Genomic DNA, 26,285 nt, shown 5'->3' with positions numbered 1-26,285 from the left:
TGTCGGATCAAGAAATTAAAGACGCAGCTTGGTGCTGTGTTCCATTCCAAAAAATCCCCTGGGCCTGAAGGTCAGGATGACCAGGATAATGGAATAGGCAATGAAGTCCCGCAGGGTGGAGGGGAAAACCGTGGCCACAAAGATTTCTATGAACCCCAGCAGATACCCGGCCAAAGCCGCTCCCTTGATGGAGCCGCGTCCTCCTAGAATGGCTGCCACAAACGCTTTCCATCCCAGCAGCACCCCCATGTAGGGATCTAAAATCGGGTAGGCCTGCCCATACAGTATGCCGGCCACGGCTGCCAGGCCCGCACCCACGGCAAAGGTCAGGGGTGCAATAATATTGATGGACACCCCCATGAGGGGAACGGCCAGAAAATCGTATGACATGGCCCGCATGGCCATGCCCCATTTGGTTTTCTGGATAAAGGCGTGCAGGGCCAGCATGAGCAGCAAAGAGATGATGATGATCATGGCCTTGACATTGGTGATATAGATGCCCCCGATATGGTAGTTGACCGTTTCCATCAACGGTGGAAAGCTTAAGCGCTTGGCACCCAGCATGATCAGGATGGTGGTTTCAAAGATGATACCGATCATCAGTCCGGTGATGGCGGCAGATGCCCGGGGGGCCTGGCGCAACGGACGATACCCGGCGACTTCCACAAATACCCCGATCCAGGATGCCAGAAACATGGTTATCACCACGGTGGCCAGAAAAATCACGGGAGGCGGGACCAGACCGCTGAATGTGGCCAGTAATAGCGTGGCAATGCCGAAGCCGATATAGGTTCCCACCATGAAAATATCGCCATGGGCAAAGTTAAACAGCATCAACACCCCGTACACCATGGAGTAACCAATGGATATCACGGCATAAAAACTGCCCCGCTGCAGGGCATTGATAATGTTTTGAAGAATATAATTAAAGGATTCTATCAAAGGTTCCATTCACCGACTCCTGTTGAATTGGATCACTGTTGCAGACCTTTTGGGTCTGCAACAGCTTTAACACATTTTATTGGTTGGGATCGTCACACATCAGGGGCAGCTGGAGCCGTAAAATTCATATTCGCCCTGATGGTTGATTCTGACGATAACGGCACATTTGATGGGATCGCCTTCTTCGGTAAAGGTCATTTTACCGGTAATGCCGTCAAAATCCTTGATTTGGGCCAGAGCGTCTCTGACCGCTTCCCGGTCTTTTTCGATTTTTCCGGTGAGTTTGCCGGCATCTTGAATCGCCTGCTGGGCTAAGCGAAGCGCATCCCAGGTCAAAGCGGCGACATCGTCGGGGATATAGCCATAGGTTTTTTCATACCGGTCGATAAAGGCTTTGGTGGCACCTTTGGCACCGGCGGCTGCGTAATGGGAGGAAAAGAACAGCCCGTAGCAGTCTTCACCGCACAATTCAATGGTTTCAGCCGATCCCCAGGAATCAGAACCCACAATGGGTCCGGTCCAGCCCAGGTTTTTGGCCTGGCTGACGATCAAAGGCACTTCATTGTAATACTGGGGCGTGAACAGAACCTCGGCACCGGATTTAACGATTTTGGTAAGCTGGGAGGAGAAATCCGTGTCCTTGGTGGTGAAGCTTTCATAGGCCACCACACTGCCGGCCCCGTGTTTGTCTTCCCAGGCCTGTTTGAACACCTCTGCCAGTCCTTTGGGATAGTCGGACGCCACATCATACAGTACGGCCGCTTTGGTGAAACCGAATTCTTCCGTGATGAAATTGGCGACCACAGGTCCCTGGAACGGATCCAGAAAGCAGCCCCTAAACACATAAGGCCGGTCCAGGGTCGTGCTGGGGTTGGTGGACCAGGGGCTGATCATCACGGTTTTATACTTGTTGGCCACCTCACCGGCCGGCACGGCCTGTTTGGAGGATTGCGGTCCCACAATGGCCAGGACATCATCCTGAGTGATCATTTTGGTGTTGGCCTTGACAGCGGATTCCGCCTTGGACTCATTGTCCTCGATGACCAGTTCCACTTCGTACTTTTTACCGCCCACTTCCAGTCCCCCGGCGTTTTCGATGTCTTCCAGCCACATCTGAGCCGCGTATTTGCTACCTTCACCCACCTTGGGGATATCCCCGGTCAGCGGGGCATTGATACCGATTTTGATAATGGTTTTTCTGGCACTAAAGGCCAGAGACGAGAACATCATGGCCGCACAAAAGGCCACCACTGTTAGAACAGCAATTTTCCTCATAATACCTCCTGAAACTGAAATAAGGTTAACGATTCATTGATTCCAAAGGTCAGTTGAAAAATGGAATCAACCAATCACTGAGCGAAACATAAATAAACTCTATATGTAAAATTCCGGATGAAGTAAAGAAATAATATGAAATTTTGTCAAAGAAATTTTCATCAAATTCAGATGGTTTATCGGGTTGATTTAGGAATCAATTAATATTATAACCCCTGAATTATAAATTTTATAATCCTGTCAATCAAAATATGGGAAAATACTGTTTCAGATGGACGAAAGACAGGTAACCGTAATTGAAGGAAAATCAATGAAAAAAGCCTCGATACGTGGTACGGGCATGTATGTGCCCCCCCATGTGGTGACCAATCGCGATCTTGAAAAAATGATGGATACCTCGGATGAATGGATCCGCCAGCGAACCGGGATCAAGCAGCGGTACTGGATCAATGAAGATTGCGGCGCGTCCGACTTGGGCGCTGAAGCGGCCCGCATGGCCTTAGACAATGCCGGATGGCAGGCAGAGTATCTGGATTTCATCATATTTGCCACTTTGAGTCCGGATATCATGTTTCCGGGTTCCGGATGCCTGATGGCAGGCAAACTGGGCCTGAATAAAACCCCGGTACTGGATATCCGGCAACAATGCACCGGTTTTTTATATGGTCTGGCTACAGCAGATTCCTATATCAAGTCCGGCCTTGCCAACCGTGTGCTGCTGGTGGGCGGGGAAGTGCATTCATCGGGCCTGGATAAAACCACCCGGGGACGGGATGTGACCGTGATATTCGGGGACGGGGCCGCCGCCGTCTGTTTGGAAGGGGTAGATACGGATGACAACGTGGGATTGCTGGCATCGGCCCTGCATGCAGACGGCAATCATGCGGATTCTTTGATGACGGAACTGCCGGCATCCCGGTTGATGCAGCGCATACCTCCCGGGCTTCCCTTTGATGATCCCCGGTATTATCCGGTCATGGATGGACCGGCGATTTTCAAGAAAGCCGTCAGAATGCTGCCCAAGGTCACCCACGAAGCCCTGGAAAAAGCAAACATTTCTCTGGACGAGATCGATCTGGTGGTACCGCATCAGGCCAACAAGCGGATCAACGAGGCCTATGGTCAGTTCATGAAACTGGATCCGTCCAAAATATTCCATAACATCGAAAAATACGGCAACACCACGGCGGCCAGCATTCCTCTGGCCCTTCACGAGGCCATGGCCCAAGAGCGGGTGGGCAAATCCGGGGACACGGTGCTGTTTCTGGGGCTGGGTGCCGGCCTGACCTGGGGGGCGTCCATCTATCGGTTTTTTTAATCGATTCGGCCGTTGAAAAGCGCTTTGAGATAAAATGCCGTGACCGGGTCCGGTGGTGTGCCGCCGGAAGGGGTCCCGGCATTTTTTTCTGCCATCTGACGGCGAATTCCGGATGCCAGTATTTTACCCAGTTCCACCCCGAACTGGTCAAAGGGATTGATGTTCAGCATAAATCCTTCAAACACGGTCCGGGCTTCATAAAAAGACAACAGCAGCCCCACGCTTTCCGGGGTGAGATCGGGAATCACCACCAGAGATGACGGCCGGTTTCCGGAAAAGGATCGGGCCGGGTCTTCATGGTCCCGGCCTTTGGCCAGCGCCTGTGTCTGGGCAATGAGGTTGGCCCACAGTTCCTGGTGATTGAACACCCCTTTGGATGTGACCTGGTCTCCGGTATAACCCGGTTTGAGCACCCCGATGAATTCCACGGGAAATGCCGGGCCCTGGTGGGCCAGCTGGAAAAATGAATGCTGGGCATTGGTGCCGGGTTCTCCGAAAACAATACTGCCGGCCGGGCAGGGCAGGGGTGTACCGTGAATGTCCACGCTTTTACCCAGGCTTTCCATGTACACCTGCTGGACATGGGGGGGCAGTTTGGACAGGGCGCTGGAATAGGGAATGATGGCCTGGGCCGAGTATTTCAGTATCTGAATATTCCAGATGCTGATTAACGCAGCGGTCAAAGGGATGTTTTCCTGCACCGGGGCCTGAAAGGCATGGCGGTCCATTTGGGCGCAACCGATCAGAAACTGTTCAAATGTGTCATATCCGAATGCCAGGCTCAAAGGGACCCCGCCCACAGCAGAAGACACGGAATATCGTCCCCCGATGAAATCAAACATGTAAAAGCTGGCCCGCACGGGATTGGACGGATCATCCCCGGGGCTGCCTTTGGCCGTGATGGTCACCAAATGATCTTCAGGGTTCAGGTGGTGGCGGTTCAAAAACGCCTGAACCTGGGTCAGGTTGGCCATGGTTTCCGTGGTGGTATAAGATTTGGACACAATGATCCACAAACAGGTGTCCGGTTCGATCCGAGTGAGGATCTGCCCGAAATTGTCAATGTCCACATTGGACAGGAAATGTAAATTTATTTTGGGGTGCCGGCCGGGTTTCAGGGCTTTGTAAACAAATTCACAGCCCAGATAGGAGCCGCCGATTCCCACGATAACGGCATCCGTGAATTTTTTTTTCCGGGTTCCGGTGATGCGGCCTTTGTGCACATCCTGTGAAAAAATGCGGATGTTTCGAGCCACTGTCCGGATATCACTGAGAATCTGGGTGTTTTCCGGTTTCAGGCCGGAATCCAGAAATCCCCGGGCAGCCGTGTGCAGTGCGGCCCTTTTTTCCGTGGGGTTGACGGGATTGCCGGCCGCCATTTGGACAAACATCTCTTTGGCACGGGTTTCGCCGGCCAGGGTGTTCAATGTCTGTCTGACACTATTGTCCAGTCGCTGCCGGGAAAAATCATAAAAAAAACCGGGAATGTTCAGGGAAAAATCGGTCAGACGGCAAGGATCTTTGATCAGGTGTTTTAAATGAAATTCCGGCGTATTCATCCGGCTGGCGTGTGTTTTCAGTGAGTTGAAACTGTCTGAATCATACATGTCTGAAATTTCCTTTGCAGCATTCAAGATGATTTTGAATCCTCTTAATGGTATCTGCCTGTCGGTGAATTGTAAATCAGTATTTTTTAGATATGTAAAAACAATGTGTAATAAGAAAATTTTGGCGTGAGAATCAATTATATATTGACAGGGGACTGTCCGGACGATTAATAGTGAATGCCATGAAATCGAATCATGAACCTATCAAGGAAAAACTGCGGGCCAAAGGGGTGGTCATGCCCAATCCGGAATCCGTTTATGTGGCCGATGATGTGGACATAGACCGGATTTCCGGCAATGACATTACCGTGTTTCCCGGATGCCGGATTACCGGTTCCCGGACATTGATTCTGCCCGGAACCCGGATCGGGTATGAAGCACCCGTGACCCTGGAAAACTGTCTGGTGGGAAAAAATGTCCGGCTCAACGGCGGATTTTTCCAGGAGGCCGTGTTTTTAGGGGATAATGTATTTGGATCCAATGCCCATGTGAGAACCGGAACCATTCTGGAGGAACAGGCATGTGCGGCCCATGCTGTGGGGCTCAAACAGACCCTGTTGTTTCCGTTTGTCACTTTGGGCAGTTTGATCAATTTCTGTGACTGTTTCATGGCCGGCGGCACCAGCCGGAAAAATCACTCTGAAGTGGGATCTTCGTTTGTTCATTTCAATTACACACCCAACCAGGACAAAGCCACCCCGTCCATGATGGGCAATGTGCACCAGGGCGTGATGCTGGATCAGCCGCCTGTTTTTCTGGGCGGGCAGGGGGGACTGGTGGGGCCGGTGCGGATCGGATTCGGATGCCTGACCGGGGCCGGGTCCATCGTCAGAAAGGATGAGGAACGACCCAATTGGATGATTCTGGCCGGAAACACCCGGTCGGTGTCTTTGCCCAGACGGTCCGGTGTGCATCCCGGTGCGGTCCGGATCTTTAATCACAACATCAAATATCTGGCCGGTCTGGCCGCGCTCCATGCCTGGTATGTCCATGTGCGTCCCGTATTTGCCCGTGATCCCCTGTCCAGGGAACTGATATCAGGACTTCAAAAAACACTGGTTCAAAGTATGGGCGAACGGATTCGTCAGCTGGAAAAATTCTGTGATACATTAAAGACGTCCCGCCCCCATGACCGGATTCTGGCAACCATGGAAACGGTGGGCCAATATATAGATCAGGTCCTGGATTCGCCAAAACTGTCTGCTTCCGGAGAAACCCTGGTGTCATGGCTGAATAACCAAATCACCCAACATGACACCGATTATATTACAGCGATTCAGAGTCTGCCCCGGGAAATCAAAACACAGGGGTCCCACTGGCTTTTGAACATAGAAACAACCTTGCTGGATCTTTTGACGGTCTGAAAAATTTTTAGGATAACTTTATATGACACGATTGTTTGGCACAGACGGCATCCGGGGTCGGGTCAACACCCCGCCCATGACCTGTGAAACCGCACTTAAAACCGGCCGGGCCGTGGCCCTGATGGCCCGGGATCTGGGACAACACCAGGTGGTGATCGGCAAAGACACCCGGATTTCCGGAGACATGCTGGCATCCGCGTTGGCTGCCGGTGTGGCATCCGCCGGTGTCACCGCATGCCTGGCCGGTGTGATTCCTACCCCCGGGGTGGCATATCTGGCCGCGTCCATGGAACATGTCGGGGCCGGAGTGATGATTTCAGCTTCCCACAATCCGTTTTATGACAACGGCATAAAAATTTTTCAAAAAGGCGGCATCAAGCTGACCGATGACCAGGAAACGGTTCTGGAAGCAGTGATTCATGATCCTGAAGGGTCTTCAGAAGATACTGTCGGAAAAATTTTACATCTATCAGACAGTCTGGAAAGATATGCCCGGTTTCTGCTGGACCGGTTTCCCTTTAAAAAACTGTCCCCCCGCATCCGGGTTGTGGTGGATGCTTCCAACGGGGCCGCCAGTGATATCTGTCATCAGGTGTTCAATGATGCGTTGTTTGATGCCGTGTTCATCCATGATGAACCGGACGGGTTCAACATCAACAAAGATTGCGGATCCCAGCATGTTCAGGACCTTCAAAAACTAGTGACGACCCGGAAAGCGGATATCGGGATCGCGTTTGACGGGGACGCGGACCGGATGATCGCCGTGGATGAAACCGGCGGTATCATCACGGGGGACCGGATTCTGGCCATTTGTGCCGGACATGCCAAAAAAAAGAATCAGCTGCCAAACAACCGGGTGGTCAGCACGGTGATGAGCAATATCGGTCTGACCCGGGCCCTGAATGCGATGGGTATCACCCATATCCGGACCGGGGTAGGGGACCGTCAGGTCCTGGCTCAAATGCAGGAGACCGGCGCGGTGATGGGCGGGGAAGATTCCGGGCACATGATTTTTCTGGATGATCATACCACAGGAGACGGTCTGTTGTCAGCGCTGCGGTTGATAACGGTCATGGCGGAAACCGGCCGACCGTTGTCGGATCTGGCATCTGTGATGCAGGTGTTTCCCCAGGTATTGAAAAATGTAAAAGTGGATGCGTCCCGACCCGATTTTATGCAGATCCCCGGGATTTCCGAAGTTATTGAAGCCGTATCGTCCCGCCTGGGAGAAAACGGGCGGGTTCTGGTGCGGTACTCCGGCACCCAGCCGTTGCTGCGGGTCATGGTGGAGGGCCCGGACAAAGCGTTAACCCTGGCCGGATGCGACCAAATCTGCCAGGCCATTCACGCACATATCTAAAAAAAATCAGGGCCTGTTATCTGCGGGGATATCAGGCCCTGATTTGTATGTTCAACAATATCGTCTGACCGTCAGGTTATTATTCTCTGGCAACACCCAAAAGATGCATCAGGTGGATGAACAAGCCCATGAAATCCAGATACAGGCTCAACGCACCCATGATTGCGCCTTTGCGGACCATGGCACCCGAAGCGTTGTCCGGAAGGGTGACCGCCATGTTTTTCAGTTTCTGGGTGTCATACGCGGTCAGGCCGGTAAAAATCACCACGGCAATCATGGAAATAATGGTCTGCATCATGGTGGAGCCGATGAAAATGTTCACGACCATGGCAATGATAATGCCGATCAGTCCCATCATCAGAAACTGGGCCATGCCGGTGAGATCTTTTTTGGTCACCATGCCGTAGACACTGGCCGCACCAAAGGTGGCCGCACAGATGAAAAAGGTGGATACAATGGATGCTGACGTATAAATCAGAAAAATCGGGGTGAGTACGACCCCATAGGCCACAGTCAATGCTACATACAGACCCGTGGCCGTACTGGCCTGAATTTTCTGAATCCGTGCGGACAGAAACCCGCATAAAATAATGAGTCCGATAAACAGAACAATGGGCATCACCGGGTTCCCGTAAAACGCCTGAAGCAGCACAGGACTGCGGGAGACGAAAAAGGACGTGAACCCGGTTAAAACCAGTCCGATGGTCATCCAGTTGTAAACGCTCCGGATAAAGGTGTTCACCTTTACCATGGAAGTGGTTTGTGCAAATGTGGAATTCATGATTTCCTCCAAAAAAATTTTTCAGGTTAATAACATTTCGATTACACGCAATATAACATGAAAGGGGGGAATTTCAAGGTTATTGTTTGGTCATGTTGTCGATTTTGCAGGGGATCTCACAGATTTGACCGGATACGCTCAAATCTGTGAAAAATATAAAAGTTAACATAATATATATTATCAGACACTGTATTAGATTGTGTAATTGAACATCCAGTACCTGGATCCGGGTCATGTCCGGAACCCGGTGTTGACTTTTCGTTTGGATTTATTCTATATATAAAGATTTGAATTTGCAGGAACAAATACCGATGCCGGACCATGAAACCACACATATATACTCGGTGTCACACTTGACCCGGGAAATAAAAACCTTGCTGGAGGAACAGTTCCCGTTTGTCTGGATCACCGGAGAAATATCCAACTGTGCCACACCGGCTTCCGGGCATTCCTATTTTTCTTTGAAAGATGATCAGGCAATGATCTCCGGGGTGATGTTTAAAAATCAGAAACGCAATTTGAAATTCGCGCTGGAAAGCGGACTGAAAATCATGGGCCTGGCCCGGGTATCCGTGTATGAGCCCCGGGGCACCTATCAATTGATCTTTGAACACATGGAACCCGAAGGTGCCGGATCCCTGCAAAAAACTTTTGAACAGCTGAAAAATAAACTGGGAGATGAAGGACTGTTTGATGCGGTCCATAAACAGCCGATTCCGCTGCTTCCCCGAAAAATATCCATTATTACCTCAGGCACGGGTGCGGCAGTAAGGGACATTATTCATGTGTCTGAGCGCCGGTTTCCGGAATGTCGACTTGAAATCCTCCCGGTTCCGGTTCAGGGTGAGTCGGCAATTGAACAGATTGTATGTGCAATTGAACTGGTCAATCAGCGGCAGCTGTCTGATGTGATCATTCTGGCCAGAGGGGGTGGATCTCTGGAAGATCTGGCGGCATTTAATTCCGAAGCCGTTGCTAGAGCCATTTTTACATCAAAAATTCCCATCGTTACCGGCATCGGTCATGAAACCGATTTTACCATTGCCGACTTTGTGGCGGATGTGAGGGCCCCTACCCCGTCCGCCGCCGCTGAACTGACAGTGCCTGAAAAAAAATATCTGAAACAGCAGATTGATGACATGCATTTGGACCTTTTATCCATCATGACCCGGATGATGACCTTTTATCATCAAAAAGTGGATGATCTGCACGGTCGGTTGAAAAGTCCGGTTCAGATCATGAATATGTTCAAGCAAACCATGGTATCTCTCTGTCTGCGGATGCACCAGGCCTTGCAGCGCCAAATATTTCATGACAAAGACAAACTGGTCTGGATAGGTCAGGCATTGAATGGGACGGTTCCTGACATCAGGTTTTCCAGAAAACAGGTGCTGGAACGGCATCATCAGCTTTTTCGAGCGATGGAACATTGCATCATCCAGAAAAACAATCGGATCCAGCACACGGCCTCAACCCTGAAAGCCTTGAATCCGGCATCGGTGTTGAACCGGGGGTACAGCATTGCGCGAACCCTGCCGGATAAACAAGTGATCCTGGATGCCGGGACGGTGAATGTTCAGGATCCCATTGAAATAATTTTAGCCCAAGGACGTGTTTTGACACGCGTGGAGAAGACAATTCATGGCAAAGACCACATTTGAAACCGCATTAAAACAGTTGGAATCTATTGTCAAGGAAATGGAATCCGGTGATCTGGCTTTGGAACAGGCATTGAAAAAATATGAAACCGGCATTGAAAAGGTCCGGTACTGCATGGATATTCTTGACAGTACAGAGAAAAAAATTACCCAGCTGACCCGGGATCTGGATGGTTCCATCAAGGAAACCCCCTTTGACCATGAGTGAATCCGGATTTGATATTACTGCTTTCTTGACAACACACCAGCAACGGGTGAATGAGTGTCTGGAACGTATTATGGCATCGTTTGATCCGAAAAAGGAACTGGTTCAGGCCATGGGCCATTCTCTGATGGCCGGGGGAAAGCGGCTGCGCCCGGTACTGGCCGTGGCGTCAGCCCGGGCCTGCGGCAAAGACGATCGACTGGCCCTGCCCGCTGCCTGTGCGCTGGAGATGATTCATACCTATTCGTTGATTCATGATGATCTGCCGGCCATGGATGATGATGACCTGAGACGGGGGAAGCCGACCTGCCATAAAAAATTTTCCGAACCCACGGCCATTCTGGCCGGCGATGCCCTGCTCACCCATGCTTTTTTTATCCTGTGCCATCCTCAAGACCTGTTTGATCCCGTGCCTGAACCTGAGATTCTGCTGGAACTGGGCGGGCTCATTGCTTCTGCCGCCGGGGTCAACGGCATGGTTGAAGGACAGATGCTGGACATGCAGTCCGAATCCCTGGCAATCGATGTGGGGTCAGATGGCGGCAAAGGGAATAAAAAAGATCTGTTGACCCATCTTATACACATGCATGAGTTGAAAACCGGGCAGATGATTGTGGCCAGTGTGACAGCCGGAGCCGTCAGCGTTGGATCGCCGCAGCAACGGATATCGGATCTGGCCGCTTACGGCACTTACCTGGGCCTGGCATTCCAGGTCATGGATGACATTTTGAACGTGGCAGGGGACCCTGAAAAAATGGGGAAAGCAGCCGGATCTGATCTGCAAAGAGATAAGTTGACTTTTCCGGCCATCCTGGGACTGGAACAATCCAGGATTTATGCCGGACAATTGATTGATCAGGCCCTTGAGACCATTGACCGGTTTGACGACCAGGCCGACCCGCTTCGGGCCATCGCCCGGTATGTGATCACCCGGGATCGTTGAACCATGACAAAAAAAACGACCATTATAAGTGAACCTATTTTTGATACCCTTAATACCATACAGGATGATTCCAGGTATATTATGACGACAAACAACCCCATGGCGCTGCTCAACAGAATTCACGCCCCTGAAGACTTCAATCGTCTGACCCGGGATCAGCTGCCGGACCTTGCCCGGCAGATCCGGCAGCGGATCATTCAGGTGGTGTCTGAAAACGGCGGCCATCTGGCATCCAGCCTGGGGGCCGTGGAACTGACCCTGGCCATTCATTATGTGTTTGATCTGCCCAAAGATACCCTGATATGGGATGTGGGGCACCAGGCCTATGCCCACAAACTGATCACCGGCAGAAATTGGCAGTTCGACACCCTGCGTCAGTACAAAGGCATCTCCGGATTTTCCAAAATCAAGGAAAATCCGTGTGACGGTTTCACCGTGGGCCATTCCTCCACATCCATTTCAGCCGGACTGGGCATCAGTTGTGCCAAATATCTGAACCGGGATGATTCCCATGTGATTTCAGTGATCGGGGACGGATCCATGACCGCTGGTCTGGCCTATGAAGGAATGAACCAGGCCGGTGATCTCAAGCGCAAGCTGATCGTGATCCTCAATGACAATGACATGTCCATTTCACGCAATGTGGGGGCCCTGTCCTCTTACCTGAGCCGGACTTTTTCCGCCAAATATCTTCAGACCCTGCGCAATCAGTTCGGTGCTTTTTTAAAGTCACTGCCCAAAATCGGGGAAGATATCTATCAGATCGCGAAGCGGTCCGAAGAATCCTTTAAAACATTTGTCACCCCGGGCATGCTGTTTGAGGCCTTTAATTTTGATTATTTCGGTCCCATCAACGGCCACAATCTGGATCATCTCATTGACATCCTGGACAATATCAAAAATACGGCCGATTCTCCCGTGCTGCTCCATGTGACCACGGTCAAGGGCAAAGGATATGCACCGGCGGAAAAAAATCCCGTATATTTCCACGGGGTGGGGTCTTTTGCCGTGGACACGGGAAAAGCCAACGGATCCGCTGCCAAAGTGCCCACCTATACCCAGGTGTTCGGAGACCAGATGGTCAAGCTGGGAGACACCCATCCCGAACTGGTGGCCGTGACCGCTGCCATGCCCGAAGGCACCGGATTGATGGATTTTTGCAACCGTTTTCCGGACCGTTTTTTTGATGTGGGCATTGCCGAGCAGCATGCCGTGACCTTTTCCGCCGGCCTGGCCGTCAAGGGAATCCGGCCGGTGGTGACCATTTATTCCACCTTTCTCCAGCGGGCCTATGACCAGATACTTCATGATGTGTGCATCGATGCCCACCCCGTGGTGTTCGCCCTGGACCGGGGCGGAATTGTGGGGGAAGACGGCCCCACCCATCACGGCCTGTTTGATTTCGCCTATCTGCGGCCCATGCCCAATATGACGGTGATGGCGCCCATGGATGAAAACGAACTGGCCCGGATGCTGACAACTGCGGTGCAGCATGACGGACCTATTGCCCTGCGCTATCCCCGGGGCCGGGGGACGGGCGTTCCCGTGGCAGAACCTGTCAAGCCCCTGGAGATCGGAAAAGCCAAAGTCTTGTGTGACGGCGACGATCTGCTGATCATCGCCATCGGCACGGGTGTGCAGCAGGCCTTGAAAGCCCGGGAAATTCTGGCAACTGAAGGCATTTTTGCCACTGTGATCAATGCCCGGTTTGTCAAGCCGCTGGATCAGACATTGCTGCTGGCCAAAGCGGCCGGGCTCAAACGCATCATCACGGTGGAAGAACATGTTCTGGCCGGCGGATTCGGATCTGCGGTCCTGGAACTGTTCATGGACCACGGACTGACGGATCTGCATGTCAAGCGTATCGGTATTGATGATTGTTTTGTGGAACACGGTCCCCAGGCAGTCTTGAAAAAAGAATACCAGATTGACGCAAATGCCGTGGCAGCTGCAGCACGGGAGCTGCATGGCAGCAGATAGAAAAATCGATCGAATCCGCCTGGACCAGCTGCTGGTGGACAACGGGCTGGTGGGCTCCAGAACCCGGGCCAGGGCCGTGATCATGGCCGGAAAGGTTCTGGTGAATGATCAGCCGTGTGACAAACCCGGATCCCGGGTGGATTCCCGGGCTGACATCCGCTTGAAAATCCCGGATCATCCCTATGTCAGCCGGGGGGGACTGAAACTGGAAAAAGCGTTGACCACATTTTCTGTGGATGTCACAGACAACGTCTGTCTGGATATCGGGGCATCCACGGGTGGGTTCACCGACTGCCTGCTCCGGTTCGGGGCCAGGCAGGTATATGCCGTGGATGTGGGGTATGGACAACTGGCCTGGTCTTTGCGCAGTGATACCCGGGTGACTGTCATTGAACGCACCAATATCCGGTACATGCCTTGGGAAACCATCGGCCGGCCGGTGGACCTGGTGGTGGCGGACACATCGTTTATCTCTTTGAAAACCGTGATCCCGGCGGCGGAGAAATTCATGGGGGATGACACCCGGGTGATTGCCCTGATCAAACCCCAGTTTGAAGCAGGAAAACAACATATCGGCAAGGGGGGTGTTGTCAAGGATTTGAAAATCAAGGAACAGGTGGTGGCGGATATCTCACAGTTCTTTTCAGACCGGGGATATGCGGTGCAGGGTGTGGTCCCCTCCCCTGTTCCGGGACCGAAAGGAAATACCGAATTTTTGATTTCCTTGATTTTCCAAATGCATTGAAAAAAACACTGTTATTTTTATTTAAATTTTATTATTTAAATGAGGACTTTTTTATTAATCGTATAAAGGAGCAGTAATGAGCGAAGACATCAAAACCATGAGAAATGTGGCTTTTGCAGGCCATGGAGGTGCGGGCAAGACAACTCTTGCTGAGGCTATGCTTTTCAAACTGGGCATGACCACCCGGCTGGGCAAGGTGGAAGAAGGCAACACGGTCATGGATTTTCAGCCCGAAGAAATCAAAAAACAGCAGAGCATCAACACCTCTTTTATCAAATACACCCACAACAAACACATTGTTACATTGATGGATACCCCGGGTGATCAGAATTTTTTCTCATCGGCCAAAACCTGTTTTCCTGTGGCCGATGCCATGGTCTTTGTCATTGACGGTGTGGGGGGGCCTTCCGCCATGACTGAAGAGGCGGCAGCCTCAGCTCTGGAATACAATTTGCCCGGACTGGTCATTGTCAACAAACTGGATCGGGAACGATCTGATTTTGCCACCTGTCTGGATGCCTGCAACGTTTCGTTGAAAAAGAAAATCATTCCTATCTGTTATCCCATCGGCTCGGAAGCCGGATTCAAGGGACTGGTCAACATTATCACCAACAAAGCGTATGAATATGATGCCGACGGCAAAGCCACTCAGATCGATATTCCTTCGGATATGGCTGATGATATGGCTGTTGTCAAAGAAGAGTTCATAGAAAATATCGCGGAACTCAATGATGACCTTTTGGAAAAATACCTGGAAGGTGAGGAACTGTCTGAAGAAGAAATCAAAACCGCTTTCCGGAAAGGGGTTTCCGATGCCCAGTTCTATCCCGCCATTTGTACCTCAGCCGTGAAAATGATCGGCATCGACATTGTACTGGATTTCATCAATACCTATATGCCCTCTCCCCTGGACCGAGGCGACTGGATCGCCAAAGACAGTGACGGACAGGATGTTACAGTGTCTCCGGATCCGGATGCGGAATTCTGCGGAGTTGTTTTCAATACCATAGTGGATCCTTATGCCGGCCGTCTGTCCCTGTTCCGGGTTATTTCCGGCACCCTGGGCAAAGAAGGCAATTTTCTGAATGTGACCAAAGATACCAAGGAGCGGTATTCCCAGCTGCTGGAAATCGCGGGCAAAGAGCAGAAAACCATTACATCGGCGGTGCCTGGGTCCATTGTGGCAGTGGCCAAGCTGAAATCCACTTTAACCGGCGATACCCTGACCGGGGGAAAACAGATTCAGATTCCGGCCCCGGCCCCCATGCCGCCGGTCATTTCCTTTGCCATTTCTCCCAAATCCAAAAACGATGAAGACAAGATCCACGAGGCCATTCGAAAAATTCTTCAGGAAGACTCGGGTCTTGAACTCAAGCGGGATGAAGAAACCCGGCAGACCATTCTGTCCGGCAGAGGCCTGGTACACATCGAAGTGACTGCGGACAAAATTTTGCGCAAATTCAAGGTGGCCATGGATATCAACACGCCCAAGGTGGCATATCGGGAAACGTTCAAGAAAAAAATCCGGGTCCAGGGAAAACACAAGAAACAATCGGGTGGTCATGGTCAGTACGGGGATTGCTGGATTGTTCTGGAGCCGCTGCCCCGGGGGACCGGTTATGAGTTTGTGGACAAAATCGTGGGCGGTGTGATTCCCAGAAATTATATCCCCGCAGTCGAAGCCGGTATCAGAGAAAGCTCCAAATACGGGATTCTGGCAGGTTTCCCCTGTGTGGATTTCCGCACCACCCTGGATTTTGGATCTTATCACTCGGTGGACTCTTCGGAAATGGCCTTTAAAACAGCCGGTTCCATTGCGTTCAAAGCAGCGGCCAAAGATGCCAAACCCGTGCTGCTGGAACCGATCATGAAGGTATCGGTCAAAGTGCCGGATGCCAACACCGGTGATATCATGGGGGATCTCAACTCCCGCCGGGGCCGGGTGCTGGGCATGGATTCCGAAGATGACAAACAGATTATCAATGCACTGGTCCCCATGTCGGAAATGCTCAGATATGCCCCGGATTTGAGTTCCATGACCGGTGGCCGGGGAACGTTCACTATGGAATTCGCCCAGTATGACGAAGTACCGTCTGATCTGGCCCAGAAAATCATTGATCAGGTCAATGCAGAAAAAGAAACCAGCTGATTTGATCCTGTTTATGTGAATCTGCCCCAAAAAATCAGGGGCTTGAATACGTCGGGGAAACGATCCGGTAAAAGATTGTTTCCCCGATGTTATTTTAAACCATCAGAGCAGGTTTGGATTCAACCGGCAGCGACACCGCAGCCGGGTCCAGCAGATGGCCCAGCTCCCTTTTTCCCCCGGCTTCGGTACAATTTGGATGCGCAGCGGTTATCGGCCAGACAGTTTGAACGCAAACAATTAGAGCCGGTCACCGGTTAATCTCGCGTAGATGTCTTTGTAGGTTTGTGCCGTATTTTCAATGACTTCTTTGGGCAGTTTGGGGCCCGGCGGTGTTTTGTCCCATCCGGAATTGACCAGCCAGTCCCGGACGGTCTGTTTGTCAAAACTTTTCTGGCTGCGTCCCGGGGCATAGTCGTCCAGGGGCCAGAACCGGGAGGAATCCGGTGTGAGCACCTCGTCAATGAGAATGATTTCACCGTCCAGCACACCGAATTCAAATTTGGTGTCTGCAATGATAATGCCTTTCTCCAGGGCCATGGATGCCCCTTTGTTGTAAATTTCCAGGCTCAGATCCCTGATTTTTTCAGCGGTTTCCTTACCCAGAATATCCACGGTCTGTTCAAAGGAGATGTTGATATCATGATCCCCGACTTCCGCCTTGGTGGACGGGGTATACAAAGGGGTTGACAGTTTATCCGATTCTTTGAGACCTTGGGGCAGCTGAATGCCGCATACATGTCCGGTGGTCTGATATCCATGCCATCCGGATCCGGTGATGTAGCCTCTGACAATACATTCCACCGGCAAAGGGTCTGCTTTTTTCACCAGCATGCTGCGTTTGTCCAAGACGTCTTTGTAGGGAAGACAGGGAGCGGGATAGGCGTTCACATCCGTGGTCACCAGATGGTTTCCCACCAGATCCGCCATTTTTTCAAACCAGAACACACTGATCTGGTTCAGCACCTTGCCCTTGTCCGGAATGGGATCCGGCAGGACCACGTCAAAAGCGGACAGCCGGTCCGTGGTGACCAGCAGCAGCATATCTCCGAAATCAAAAATATCCCTGACCTTGCCCTGGCGCTTTAATGGCAGGTCTTTGAATTGTGTTTCAGGGATGACCGTCATATCCAATCTCCTTAAATTTTTATTCATCACAAGGTTCAATTTTTCAAAAAATCATTTATATCATGGATTGTTTTTTTTTTCCATCACACATAAACCAAAATTTATTTCCATGCCCGGGGATCGCTTGACGTATGTCTGTGTTCATATTATTGTAAACTAAATTTTTTTCTGGGATCCAGAAGGTTGCTGCACAATTGTAAGGAGCTTTATGAAAATACACGGGTTGATCGTGTTTGTCTGCCTGGCAATGGCTGTTTATAAGCCTGTGTCTGCCGGAGAAACAGCGCATTATACGTTAAATGATCTATGCCGGGCCGCCAATGAGAATGCGGAACAAATCAAAATTGCTGAACAGGATGTGATGATCGCCCGTCAGGAAAAACAGCGGGCCAGATCGGTTTTGATTCCCCGGGCCACTGCATTCGGCAGCTATACCCGGTACAAGGATACCGACGTGTTTTCTCCGAACACGGCATCGGCCGGTATCCGGCTTAACCAGTCCTTTACGCTGAACGGCAGGGAACTGATTGCCTATGACGTGGCCAAAAAAGGCATTGAAACCAATGCCTATACCCTGGAGGCCCTTCGGTCATCTTATCTGCTTGAAGTGGCTTTGGCGTATTTTGACGCGCTGGAGGCCAAACGCATGCTGGAAATCGCCCAGGCGGATGTTGAGCGGTTACAGACCCACAAACAGGCGGTTGAAGAAAAACTGCGGGTCGGCAGTGTTACCAGAACGGATCTTTTCCGGGCGGAAGCGGAATTGTCCCGGGCAAAATCAGACCGGGAGACAGCACAAAACAGTGTGGTTCAAACCAGGGCGTATATTGTCCGGATCACTGGGATTGACACAAAATTTTCCATTTCCGAAACCGATATCCAGGCCAGAGACCCAATCGAACCGTCTCTTGCGCAGATCCAGTCCCAGGCGCTGGCAAACCGGTTTGAGATCAAGTCTGCTCAGAAAAACCTGGAAATCACCGACCAGACCATCCAATATGAAAAAGGAGAATACTGGCCTCAACTGAATTTGGAAACCGGATACCGCAAATCAGATGTTTCCTATGGCAGTTCCATTATTGGCATGAACACAGGCTCCAGTAATGAAGAAGCCTATGCCCTGGCGGAACTTCAATTCACCTTGTTTGACGGCGGGTTGAGAAGGGCTCAGATCCGACAGGCCGAAGCAAAGCGAAATCAGGCCGACCAGATGTTGAACCAGGCCCGAAACGATATTATACTGGAATCCAGGGTGGCATTTTCCGAGTATGAAACCGCCCAAAAAACGTTGATCAACCTGGCGGATGAACTGACATCTGCCCGGGAAAATTATCAGGCCGTTCAGATGCAGTACCAGTACGGCATGGCGGATATCGTTGATATGATGGATGCAAACACCCTTTTGGTACAATCCGAACGCCGGATATCCAATGCCCGGTATGCCCTGTATCAGACCATGTACCGGTTGTTTTATACCCAGGGAAAGTTGCCGGCTCACGTGCTTGAATGATATAACCTTAAATAAAAATATGTAAAGGAGTTATTTGTATGTATGAGATTATCGCCAATCCTGAAGACTATCAGATCGACCATTTGATCAACGGCACCGGCAATGCCGGTATTGAACTGACCCGGGACGAACGGGATAAATGGGCGACTGAAATTGTGAATTTCAGTGAGAAATTGACGGAATTTTCCAAAAAATCAGGGGAGCTGGCCAAACTGCTGCAATCCGATGAAAAAATTTCCGCTACCCAGGCATCATTGAAAACCTTGAAGATTCAATTGTTTGCCATCAATGATGCCCTGAACTCCGCCTTGACCATTGCCGACCGGCTGGAGTCTGATATTGTTCATAAATAACCGGCTGTCATAACAGCGTTTTTTGACGCAGCACATGGTCTGTGAGTACCAGCGCGAGCATGGACTCACAGACCATGTTGATTCGGGGAACAGCACAGATGTCATGCCGGCCCCGGGTGGAGATGACAGCGGGACGTCCATCCTGGTCCAGGGTTTTCTGATCCAGCCGGATGGAGGGAATCGGTTTGACATGCACCCGGACAATGATGGGTTCTCCGGTGGAAATGCCTGCCAGAATTCCCCCGCTGTGATTGGACAGAAACCCGGTCTCATCCATGGAATCATTGTTTTCAGAACCGGTCATGCCGGGCGCGTTGATACCGGAACCGATTTCCACCGCTTTGACGGCACCGATGCCCATCATGGCTTTGGCAATGTCGGCATCCAGTTTGTCAAACACCGGATCACCGATGCCGGCCGGCACATGCACCGCCCGGATTTCCACCACACCGCCCAGGGAATCCCCCTGTTTTTTCACTGATGCAATGTGCGCGGCCATGGCCCGGGCCGCTGCCATATCCGGACACCGCAGTTCATTTTTTTCAATGGCATCGGCATCAAATTGCTGCATGGCAATGCCGCCGATCGCCCGGGTAAAACTGTCGATTTTCACCCCGTGCCGGTCCAGAATTTTTCGGGCCACAGCTCCGGCCGCCACCCGGGCTGCGGTTTCCCGGGCCGATGCCCGGCCCCCGCCCCGGTAATCCCGAATGCCGTATTTTTTCTGGTAGGTAAAATCCCCGTGTCCGGGCCGGTACAGATTTGCAATATCTGAATAAGCACTGGATTTGGCATCCTTGTTCTGAATGAAAACAGTCAAGGGCGTGCCTGTGGTCCGGCCTTGAAACACGCCGGACAGGATCACTGGATGGTCCGGTTCTTTGCGCCGGGTGCCGCCGACCCCCTGCCCGGGTCTGCGTTTATCCAAATCCGCCTGAATCATGGATTCATCCAGACGCAGTCCCGGCGGGCATCCCTGGATCACCACCCCGATACCCGGACCATGGGATTCACCGAAAGTGGTGATGTGAAATGCTTTGCCAAAGCTAGATCCGGACATGATCAAGTCTCCTTTTGATGATTTCTGCAATGTGCTGCGGGGGATGAACCGTGGTGTCCACGGTCATGTCCGCCAACTTTTTATAGAATGGGATTCGTTGGGCCAGGGTATCTCTGGTTTCATCCTTCAAAGACCGGGATGTGAACCGGGGCCGGGTGGCCTGTGTCTGGGGGTCTGTTTCCAGACGCTGGACAATGGTGGTCACATCTGCGGCAAGCCATATCACAAATCCGTGGGTTTTTATCAATTCCCGGTTCTCCGGTGCCAGCACCATGCCCCCGCCCGTGGCAATGACCTGGTTGTTTCCTTGCAGGACCTGTTCTAAAACTTGGGTTTCTTTTTGCCTGAAATAAGCCCATCCTCTGTCTGCCACCAGAACATCGATACTTGACCGGCAGTTGGACTCAATGCAGATATCCGTATCCACAAAATCATAACTCAGCAGATCCGCCAACAACTTTCCCACGCTTGTTTTTCCGCCGCAGCGATATCCGATGAGAATCAGATTACAGGGCATCATATACATCCCAGAACCCGGGAAAGGATTTTCCCACACAGGTTTCATTTTCAATCTGTATGCCCGGCACCTTCAGACCGGCCACGGCAAACGCCATGGCAATGCGATGATCATTGAAGGTGTGGATGACGGCCCCTTTGGGCGTACCTCCTGTCACCGAGAGCCAGTCCTCCCCCTGATCGGTCTGGATCCCCATTTTTTCAAGCTGGGATGTCACGGCATGGATCCGGTCGCACTCTTTTTCCCGCAAATGCCGGATATTGCGTATCCGGGTGGTGCCTTGGGCAAACGCCGCCACCACGGCAATGGCCGGCACGGCATCCGGAGTGTCGGACATATCCACATCCACGGCTTGCAGGTGGTGCCGGCCTTTCACAGAGATTGCCTGATTATCAAAAATCAGGTCACATCCCATTTTTTCCAGAATATGAATTTGTTTCAAATCCCCTTGAAGGGAATCCGGCCGGATATGGGCCACCCCGATTTTTTGTCCGGTAATGGCGCCGGCCGCCCAGAAATACCCGGCATTGGACAGATCGGGCTCCACCACATGGTCACCGGGGATGTATGGCTGTCCTCCGGGAATCTGGTACGTGGTGTCGTTGATGCGATAACCTGTCACCTGAAACTGTTTCATCACATCCAGGGTCAGATCGATATATGGAGAAGATACAGGCGGACCGGTCAGATCAATGGTCAACCCATGGGTCATGAACGGGCTGATCATCAGCAGGGCAGACAGATATTGACTGCTTTTTGAGCAGTCCAGCCGGGTGGTGCCCCCGTGACGGTGACCGCCCTGGATGATCACGGGGGGGAATCCCTGGTGAGATTCGGATTCCGCGCGGATTTCCAGGAGCGTCAAAGCATCCAGCAGTTCCTTCATGGGCCGGGCACACATGCGGGCATCACCGGTCAGGGTGTAAGGCGTGGTGCCGAGCCCGGCAATACCGGCTAGCAGACGCATGGAAGTGCCGGAGTTACCCAGATAGATGGGATCTGCAAACGGCACGGGATGACCGGCAAATCCGGTGACATTTACCGTGTCGGAAGAAATTTTGTCAATTTTTGCGCCCATGCAGGCCAATGCATGCAGGGTCAAACCGATATCCTGGGAGTCCAGCAGATTTCGGATACCGCAGGTGCCGCGGCACAGGGCCGCGCAGATGAGCATCCGGTGGGAAATGCTTTTGGATCCCGGCACGGTGACAATCCGGGGTAAGGGGTGTTTGGGATACAATTGTTTCATGACAGGTCCTGGTTTATTATTATTGGGTCTGAAAGTCCGGATGGGTGAGAATCGTGTGCCGCATTTTTTTTGTGTCCGGCAAAATCCCCGTCCACAGCTCAAACTGGGCCGCGGCCTGGGCAATGAACATGGTCAGCCCGTCCACCACATGACACCCTTTTTGTCTGGCCGCAGAGATCAGACGGGTTTCCAAAGGGGTATACACCACATCCATCACCAGTGTTTCAGAAGTCAGGCAGTCTTCTGGACAGGACAATACATTTTCTCCAGGGGTCATGCCCAAAGATGTGGTGTTGATGATGATATCCGGGCGAAGGTGTCTGATGGCTTCCATGGGATAAAAATCAGCGTTATAGCGGGCGGCCAGTGCCCTGCCCTTATCCTGGGACCGGTTGGTGATCAACAGGTTTCCTTTGTGCGCATGAATACCGAAAGCCACGGCCCGAGCCGCCCCCCCTGCCCCGATGATCAGCACGGTTTTGCCGGAGATCTGTACATCCTTTAACGGAGCAATGGCGGCAAAACTGTCGGTGTTGTACCCGGAAAGCACGCCGTTCTGGTTGACAATGGTGTTTACCGCACCAATGGACGAGGCTTCAGCATCGATTTTATCCAGAAAGGAGATCACTTTCTGTTTAAAGGGAATGGTCACGGAAACACCCTGAATATCAAATTGCCGGACCGCATCCATGGCTTTTTGGATATCACTGGGCGCAAACGCCAGGTACACGGCATCGATCTGATGGTCGGCAAAAGCCTGATTGTGAATCAAAGGGCTTTTGGAATGGGACACCGGGTTGCCCAGCACACAGAATAGCCGGGTATCTGCATTGACGGGTATCATGGTCATCCCTCTTTTTTGACAATAAAAGACTGGATGCGATTGCCATCCATGTCTTTGACCGTTGCCGTCCACCGGTCAATAATCACGGATTCCCCCGGTTGGGGAATCCGGTCGATCTGTTCGAGAAAAAATCCGGAAATCGTGTCGTAGCTGACGGATTCCGGGATATTGATGTCTATTTCCTTGTTCAGGTCCTCCACATTGATCCGTCCGGCCACCAGCCATTTGTTGTCCTTGAGACGTACGATGTCCGGTACCATTCGGTCGGTTTCATCAATGATCTCTCCGAAAATTTCCTCCACCACATCCTCGAGAGTTACCAGGCCGGCCACACCCCCGTGCTCATCCACCACAATGGCCATGTGACTTTTTTTGGCCTTGAATTCCTGTAGCAGTGAGTCCAGTTTCTTGGATTCGGGAATGAAATAAGGTTTTTTCATGATCGCTTTGATATCCAGGGAATCAATGGGTTCATCAGACATTGAGAGCTTCTGATAATCAGCAAACAGATTTTTGATATGCAGAATTCCGATCACATTGTCAATACTGTGTTCAATCACCGGAATCCGGGAATATCCGGTTGACAGAATGGCGGGGATGTCCAGTTTTTCCACGGTATCCACCACGAACATATCCGCCCTGGGCGTCATGATTTCACTGCAGGATGTATCATCGAATTCAAAAATATTGGTGATGTATTCTTTTTCCGCTTCCTTGATTTCCCCTTCTTCTTCCACGACCTCCACCATGGTCATGAGTTCGTCTTCGGTCACCGTATGATAGGCCGGATTGATCGATCCATACAATTTGGGAATGTAATTGAGAATCAGCACCAGAGGAAAGAAGATTCTGGACAGCCAGTACAGCGGAAAAATAACCATTCGGGCCACCAGCACATTATTCTGGGTGGCAAAAGATTTGGGAAAGATCTCTCCGAACACCAGAATCATGAGCGTCATGACCCCGGTGGCAATGCCCACGGCATTGGACTCGAAACAGGTGATGGCAATGGATGTTGCCAGAGAAGCCCCTCCGATGTTTGCCAGGTTGTTGCCGATAAGGATCGTGGTCAGCAGTGTATGGGGATCTTTTTTCATTTTTACGATCAACTGACCGGTTTTAGAACCGTCCTTGGCCACATGACAGGCTTTGATTTTTGAAATGGAAAACAGCGCGGTTTCGGATGATGAAAAAAAACCGGACAACACCAGGCAAATCACCAGCAATGTTACATTCAATGTCATCAAAATGGGTTTTTTCCTTCAAACAGAGTCAATTTTAAAATTACTTTAATAAGGTTTGGTGTGATTTGTCAAACACCCATTTTTCTTTTACCTGTTTTGGGGGCGGTTTTTTAAATCCAGAGCGATTTCAGCCGCTCTGTCAGCCGCGCCCGGTCCTCCCAGCAATTGTCTGACCGGGGCCAGTTTCTGCCGGTATTCGTTCAGGTGATCCAGCATATATAGCGCAGCAAAACGGATGTTCTCAGGCGTGGCTGCATCCTGAAGCAGTTCAGGCATCACTTCTTTGCCCATGATAATGTTTGCCAGACCGGCATAGTTTACTTTGACGACGGCCCGGGCCAAGCGATAGGTCAGATAAGACATTTTATAAACGATCACCGTGGGAATTTTACATAGCGCTGCTTCAAGGGTGATGGTGCCGGATGCGGCAATCAACATGTCCGCCTGTTCAAAGATCTGCCGGGGGTTGCCGGAAATGATGTGAAACAACTCAGGATTTCCGGCTGCAGCCACCTTTGATTCAATCATATTGAAAGGAATCGCATCTGCCGCAGAAACCAGAAACCGGACATGGGGACGATTCCCATGGATTTTACGTGCCGCATTCAGCATGGGTGTCAAAAGGGTTTGTATTTCGTTTTTTCTGGATCCGGGCAGCAGTCCGATGATCCGTTGTTTTGAAGCGTCAGTATGGGATTCAATTGATTTTTGCAACGGCACCGGATACTGATCCAGCAAAGGATTTCCCACATATGTGGCGGGGATTCCGGCTTTTTTATATATTTTTTCTTCAAAGGGAAAAATCAGCGCGGCATGATCCACCCTGTGCGTCATCTGCTTAAGGCGTGCCGGATTCCATGCCCACACTTTGGGCGTAATATAGTAAAACACGTTTGCCTGACTGTGGGTTCTGGCATGAGCAGCGGCCCTGAGATTAAATCCAGGGTAATCAACCAGTATGACAAGTTCCGGATCCAGGATCTTCAGGTGATGTTTGAAAAGATCAAACGCCTGTTTAACCGGGCGGATCTGGCGGATAACCTCTAAAAGCCCCATGGCGGACAGCTCATCAATGGAAAAAAACAGGTGAGCACCGGCTTTGGCCATACACGTGCCGCCGATACCGTAAAACTTCAGGGAGGGGTCCTGCTTGCGCATGGCAGTGATCAGGCCGGCCCCATGGACATCACCGGAAGGTTCACCGGCCAGTATCAGAACATGTCTGCCTGAATCTTTCATGGGATGTCTTGTTCCGTGAGCGCGGTAATGGCAATATGATATTCGTCTGCCAGGGCGACCATTTTTTCTCTGTCAAAAGACAGGGATTTGCCGGTTTCCAGTACCAGAGCCGTGGCACCGGATGCTGCCATGGTCCGGATGGTTTCGCATCCCGTGGCCGGCAGATCAAACCGCAGATCCTGCTGGGGTTTGGACAGCTTGATCACCACACACCCATTGCCCCGGGAAAGATCGCCTCCCCGGCGGATAGTGGCATCTGTACCGTCAATGGCTTCCACTGCCAGGACTGTGCCGTTGCTGATCACGATGCACTGGCCGATGTCCAGTTTTCCCACGGCTTTGGCCAGTTTCCATCCCTGATAAGCGTCCTGCTGTTCTGCGGAATCCAAGGGCCTTTGGGTCCAGCAGCCGGCAGGACTCAACAGTTCAGGCAGAAGAAACGTGGAGGGCCGGATCTCAATACCCTGGGTTTTCATGAGATCTGCAAACCGTGTCAAAATGGCATCGTCATGACTTCCGCCGGTTTTAAGAATAAAAGTCAATGCCTTGAAATCCGGGCGGATATCCTTGAATATACTGGTCTTTTCAATGGTTCCCAGCATCACGGCCTCGTGGACACCCTGGCGTTTGAAATATTTTACCAGCCTGGATATCTGGCCCAGATACAGCCATTGAAAGACAGATACCTCTTTGGCCAGGCCGGGGTCTGTTTCTGAAGCAAATCCGGCCGCTACCACAGAGATCCCTTTTTGGGCCGCTTTTTTTGCAAACAGCAGTGGAAACTGTCCACCGCCGGCAATCAATCCAATTTTCATGG

23 protein-coding genes are annotated in these 26,285 nt (G+C 51.4%); 11 read left to right on the top strand and 12 right to left on the bottom strand.

The annotated features are described in order from the left end of the window. Positions 1–15: 15 nt before the first annotated feature. Both DPO_RS13480 and DPO_RS13475 read right to left on the bottom strand, forming a co-directional pair. Positions 16–951, bottom strand: coding sequence for a branched-chain amino acid ABC transporter permease (locus tag DPO_RS13480; RefSeq protein ID WP_006966563.1), 936 nt, complete (start codon positions 949–951; stop codon positions 16–18). Positions 952–1,041: 90 nt separating this feature from the next. Further along, positions 1,042–2,217, bottom strand: coding sequence for an ABC transporter substrate-binding protein (locus tag DPO_RS13475; RefSeq protein WP_006966561.1), 1,176 nt, complete (start codon positions 2,215–2,217; stop codon positions 1,042–1,044). 310 nt (positions 2,218–2,527) lie between these two features. Here DPO_RS13475 and DPO_RS13470 point away from each other — a divergent pair, with 310 nt between their 5' ends. Then, positions 2,528–3,535 (top strand): 3-oxoacyl-ACP synthase III family protein, encoded by a 1,008-nt coding sequence (locus DPO_RS13470; RefSeq protein WP_006966559.1) that lies wholly within the window; start codon positions 2,528–2,530, stop codon positions 3,533–3,535. On the opposite strand, the gene DPO_RS13465 is transcribed toward DPO_RS13470, so the two are convergent. Next, entirely contained in the window at positions 3,532–5,142 is a 1,611-nt protein-coding gene (locus tag DPO_RS13465; protein WP_006966557.1) for a glucose-6-phosphate isomerase, read from the bottom strand. The genes DPO_RS13470 and DPO_RS13465 overlap by 4 nt on opposite strands. Positions 5,143–5,324: 182 nt before the next feature. Here DPO_RS13465 and DPO_RS13460 point away from each other — a divergent pair, with 182 nt between their 5' ends. Together DPO_RS13460 and glmM are read left to right on the top strand one after the other, a co-directional pair. Continuing rightward, the gene (locus DPO_RS13460) at positions 5,325–6,506 is read left to right on the top strand and encodes a hypothetical protein (RefSeq protein ID WP_006966555.1); all 1,182 of its coding nucleotides are present in this window, start codon (positions 5,325–5,327) and stop codon (positions 6,504–6,506) included. Between the two features lie 22 nt (positions 6,507–6,528). Further along, on the top strand, positions 6,529–7,866 hold the full coding sequence (gene glmM / locus DPO_RS13455) for a phosphoglucosamine mutase (protein ID WP_006966553.1): 1,338 nt from the start codon (positions 6,529–6,531) through the stop codon (positions 7,864–7,866). 79 nt (positions 7,867–7,945) lie between these two features. On the opposite strand, the gene DPO_RS13450 is transcribed toward glmM, so the two are convergent. Beyond that, entirely contained in the window at positions 7,946–8,647 is a 702-nt protein-coding gene (locus tag DPO_RS13450) for a Bax inhibitor-1/YccA family protein (RefSeq protein WP_006966551.1), read from the bottom strand. 311 nt (positions 8,648–8,958) lie between these two features. Here DPO_RS13450 and xseA point away from each other — a divergent pair, with 311 nt between their 5' ends. From xseA to fusA, 6 genes are all read left to right on the top strand, one after another. Further along, a complete protein-coding gene (gene xseA / locus DPO_RS13445) occupies positions 8,959–10,308 on the top strand; it encodes an exodeoxyribonuclease VII large subunit (protein ID WP_006966550.1) in 1,350 nt (449 codons plus the stop codon). After that, complete coding sequence (xseB, locus tag DPO_RS13440; protein ID WP_006966547.1) at positions 10,289–10,513, top strand: exodeoxyribonuclease VII small subunit; 225 nt, start codon at positions 10,289–10,291, stop codon at positions 10,511–10,513. Before xseA ends, xseB begins: the two co-directional genes overlap by 20 nt. Next, entirely contained in the window at positions 10,506–11,453 is a 948-nt protein-coding gene (locus DPO_RS13435) for a polyprenyl synthetase family protein (RefSeq protein WP_006966546.1), read from the top strand. Before xseB ends, DPO_RS13435 begins: the two co-directional genes overlap by 8 nt. Positions 11,454–11,552: 99 nt before the next feature. After that, the gene (dxs, locus tag DPO_RS13430; RefSeq protein ID WP_040011927.1) at positions 11,553–13,433 is read left to right on the top strand and encodes a 1-deoxy-D-xylulose-5-phosphate synthase; all 1,881 of its coding nucleotides are present in this window, start codon (positions 11,553–11,555) and stop codon (positions 13,431–13,433) included. Further along, positions 13,420–14,178, top strand: a complete 759-nt coding sequence (locus DPO_RS13425) for a TlyA family RNA methyltransferase (RefSeq protein WP_006966542.1) — start codon at positions 13,420–13,422, stop codon at positions 14,176–14,178. The genes dxs and DPO_RS13425 overlap by 14 nt, the downstream gene beginning before the upstream one ends. A 76-nt stretch (positions 14,179–14,254) precedes the next feature. Beyond that, entirely contained in the window at positions 14,255–16,327 is a 2,073-nt protein-coding gene (gene fusA / locus DPO_RS13420) for an elongation factor G (protein WP_006966540.1), read from the top strand. A 237-nt stretch (positions 16,328–16,564) separates the two neighbouring features. On the opposite strand, the gene DPO_RS13415 is transcribed toward fusA, so the two are convergent. Next, the gene (locus DPO_RS13415) at positions 16,565–17,452 is read right to left on the bottom strand and encodes a phosphoribosylaminoimidazolesuccinocarboxamide synthase (protein WP_006966538.1); all 888 of its coding nucleotides are present in this window, start codon (positions 17,450–17,452) and stop codon (positions 16,565–16,567) included. 208 nt (positions 17,453–17,660) lie between these two features. Between DPO_RS13415 and DPO_RS13410 the strand changes: the two genes are divergently transcribed. After that, the gene (locus DPO_RS13410) at positions 17,661–18,962 is read left to right on the top strand and encodes a TolC family protein (RefSeq protein WP_006966536.1); all 1,302 of its coding nucleotides are present in this window, start codon (positions 17,661–17,663) and stop codon (positions 18,960–18,962) included. A gap of 38 nt (positions 18,963–19,000) precedes the next feature. Next, positions 19,001–19,315 (top strand): hypothetical protein, encoded by a 315-nt coding sequence (locus DPO_RS13405; RefSeq protein WP_006966535.1) that lies wholly within the window; start codon positions 19,001–19,003, stop codon positions 19,313–19,315. A gap of 7 nt (positions 19,316–19,322) precedes the next feature. Here DPO_RS13405 and aroC read toward each other — a convergent pair whose 3' ends face one another. The 7 genes from aroC to DPO_RS13370 form a co-directional block, all read right to left on the bottom strand. Beyond that, a complete protein-coding gene (gene aroC, locus DPO_RS13400; RefSeq protein WP_006966533.1) occupies positions 19,323–20,375 on the bottom strand; it encodes a chorismate synthase in 1,053 nt (350 codons plus the stop codon). Then, positions 20,362–20,895: a shikimate kinase AroL gene (gene aroL / locus DPO_RS13395; protein ID WP_006966531.1), complete on the bottom strand. Its 534-nt coding sequence runs from the start codon at positions 20,893–20,895 to the stop codon at positions 20,362–20,364. Before aroL ends, aroC begins: the two co-directional genes overlap by 14 nt. Further along, on the bottom strand, positions 20,882–22,141 hold the full coding sequence (aroA, locus tag DPO_RS13390; RefSeq protein WP_006966529.1) for a 3-phosphoshikimate 1-carboxyvinyltransferase: 1,260 nt from the start codon (positions 22,139–22,141) through the stop codon (positions 20,882–20,884). Before aroA ends, aroL begins: the two co-directional genes overlap by 14 nt. Before the next feature lie 19 nt (positions 22,142–22,160). Further along, positions 22,161–22,985 (bottom strand): shikimate dehydrogenase, encoded by an 825-nt coding sequence (aroE, locus tag DPO_RS13385; protein ID WP_006966526.1) that lies wholly within the window; start codon positions 22,983–22,985, stop codon positions 22,161–22,163. A gap of 2 nt (positions 22,986–22,987) precedes the next feature. Then, the gene (locus DPO_RS13380) at positions 22,988–24,229 is read right to left on the bottom strand and encodes a hemolysin family protein (protein WP_006966525.1); all 1,242 of its coding nucleotides are present in this window, start codon (positions 24,227–24,229) and stop codon (positions 22,988–22,990) included. Between the two features lie 87 nt (positions 24,230–24,316). After that, positions 24,317–25,468, bottom strand: coding sequence for a lipid-A-disaccharide synthase (gene lpxB, locus DPO_RS13375; RefSeq protein ID WP_006966524.1), 1,152 nt, complete (start codon positions 25,466–25,468; stop codon positions 24,317–24,319). Then, complete coding sequence (locus DPO_RS13370) at positions 25,465–26,283, bottom strand: LpxI family protein (RefSeq protein ID WP_006966523.1); 819 nt, start codon at positions 26,281–26,283, stop codon at positions 25,465–25,467. The genes lpxB and DPO_RS13370 overlap by 4 nt, the downstream gene beginning before the upstream one ends. Positions 26,284–26,285 lie beyond the last annotated feature (2 nt).

Source organism: Desulfotignum phosphitoxidans DSM 13687, from assembly GCF_000350545.1.
In the GTDB taxonomy this organism is placed as follows: Bacteria; Desulfobacterota; Desulfobacteria; order Desulfobacterales; family Desulfobacteraceae; genus Desulfotignum; species Desulfotignum phosphitoxidans.
Note: the sequence above shows the minus strand (reverse complement) of the source record. Positions and strands in the feature narration are given on the sequence as shown.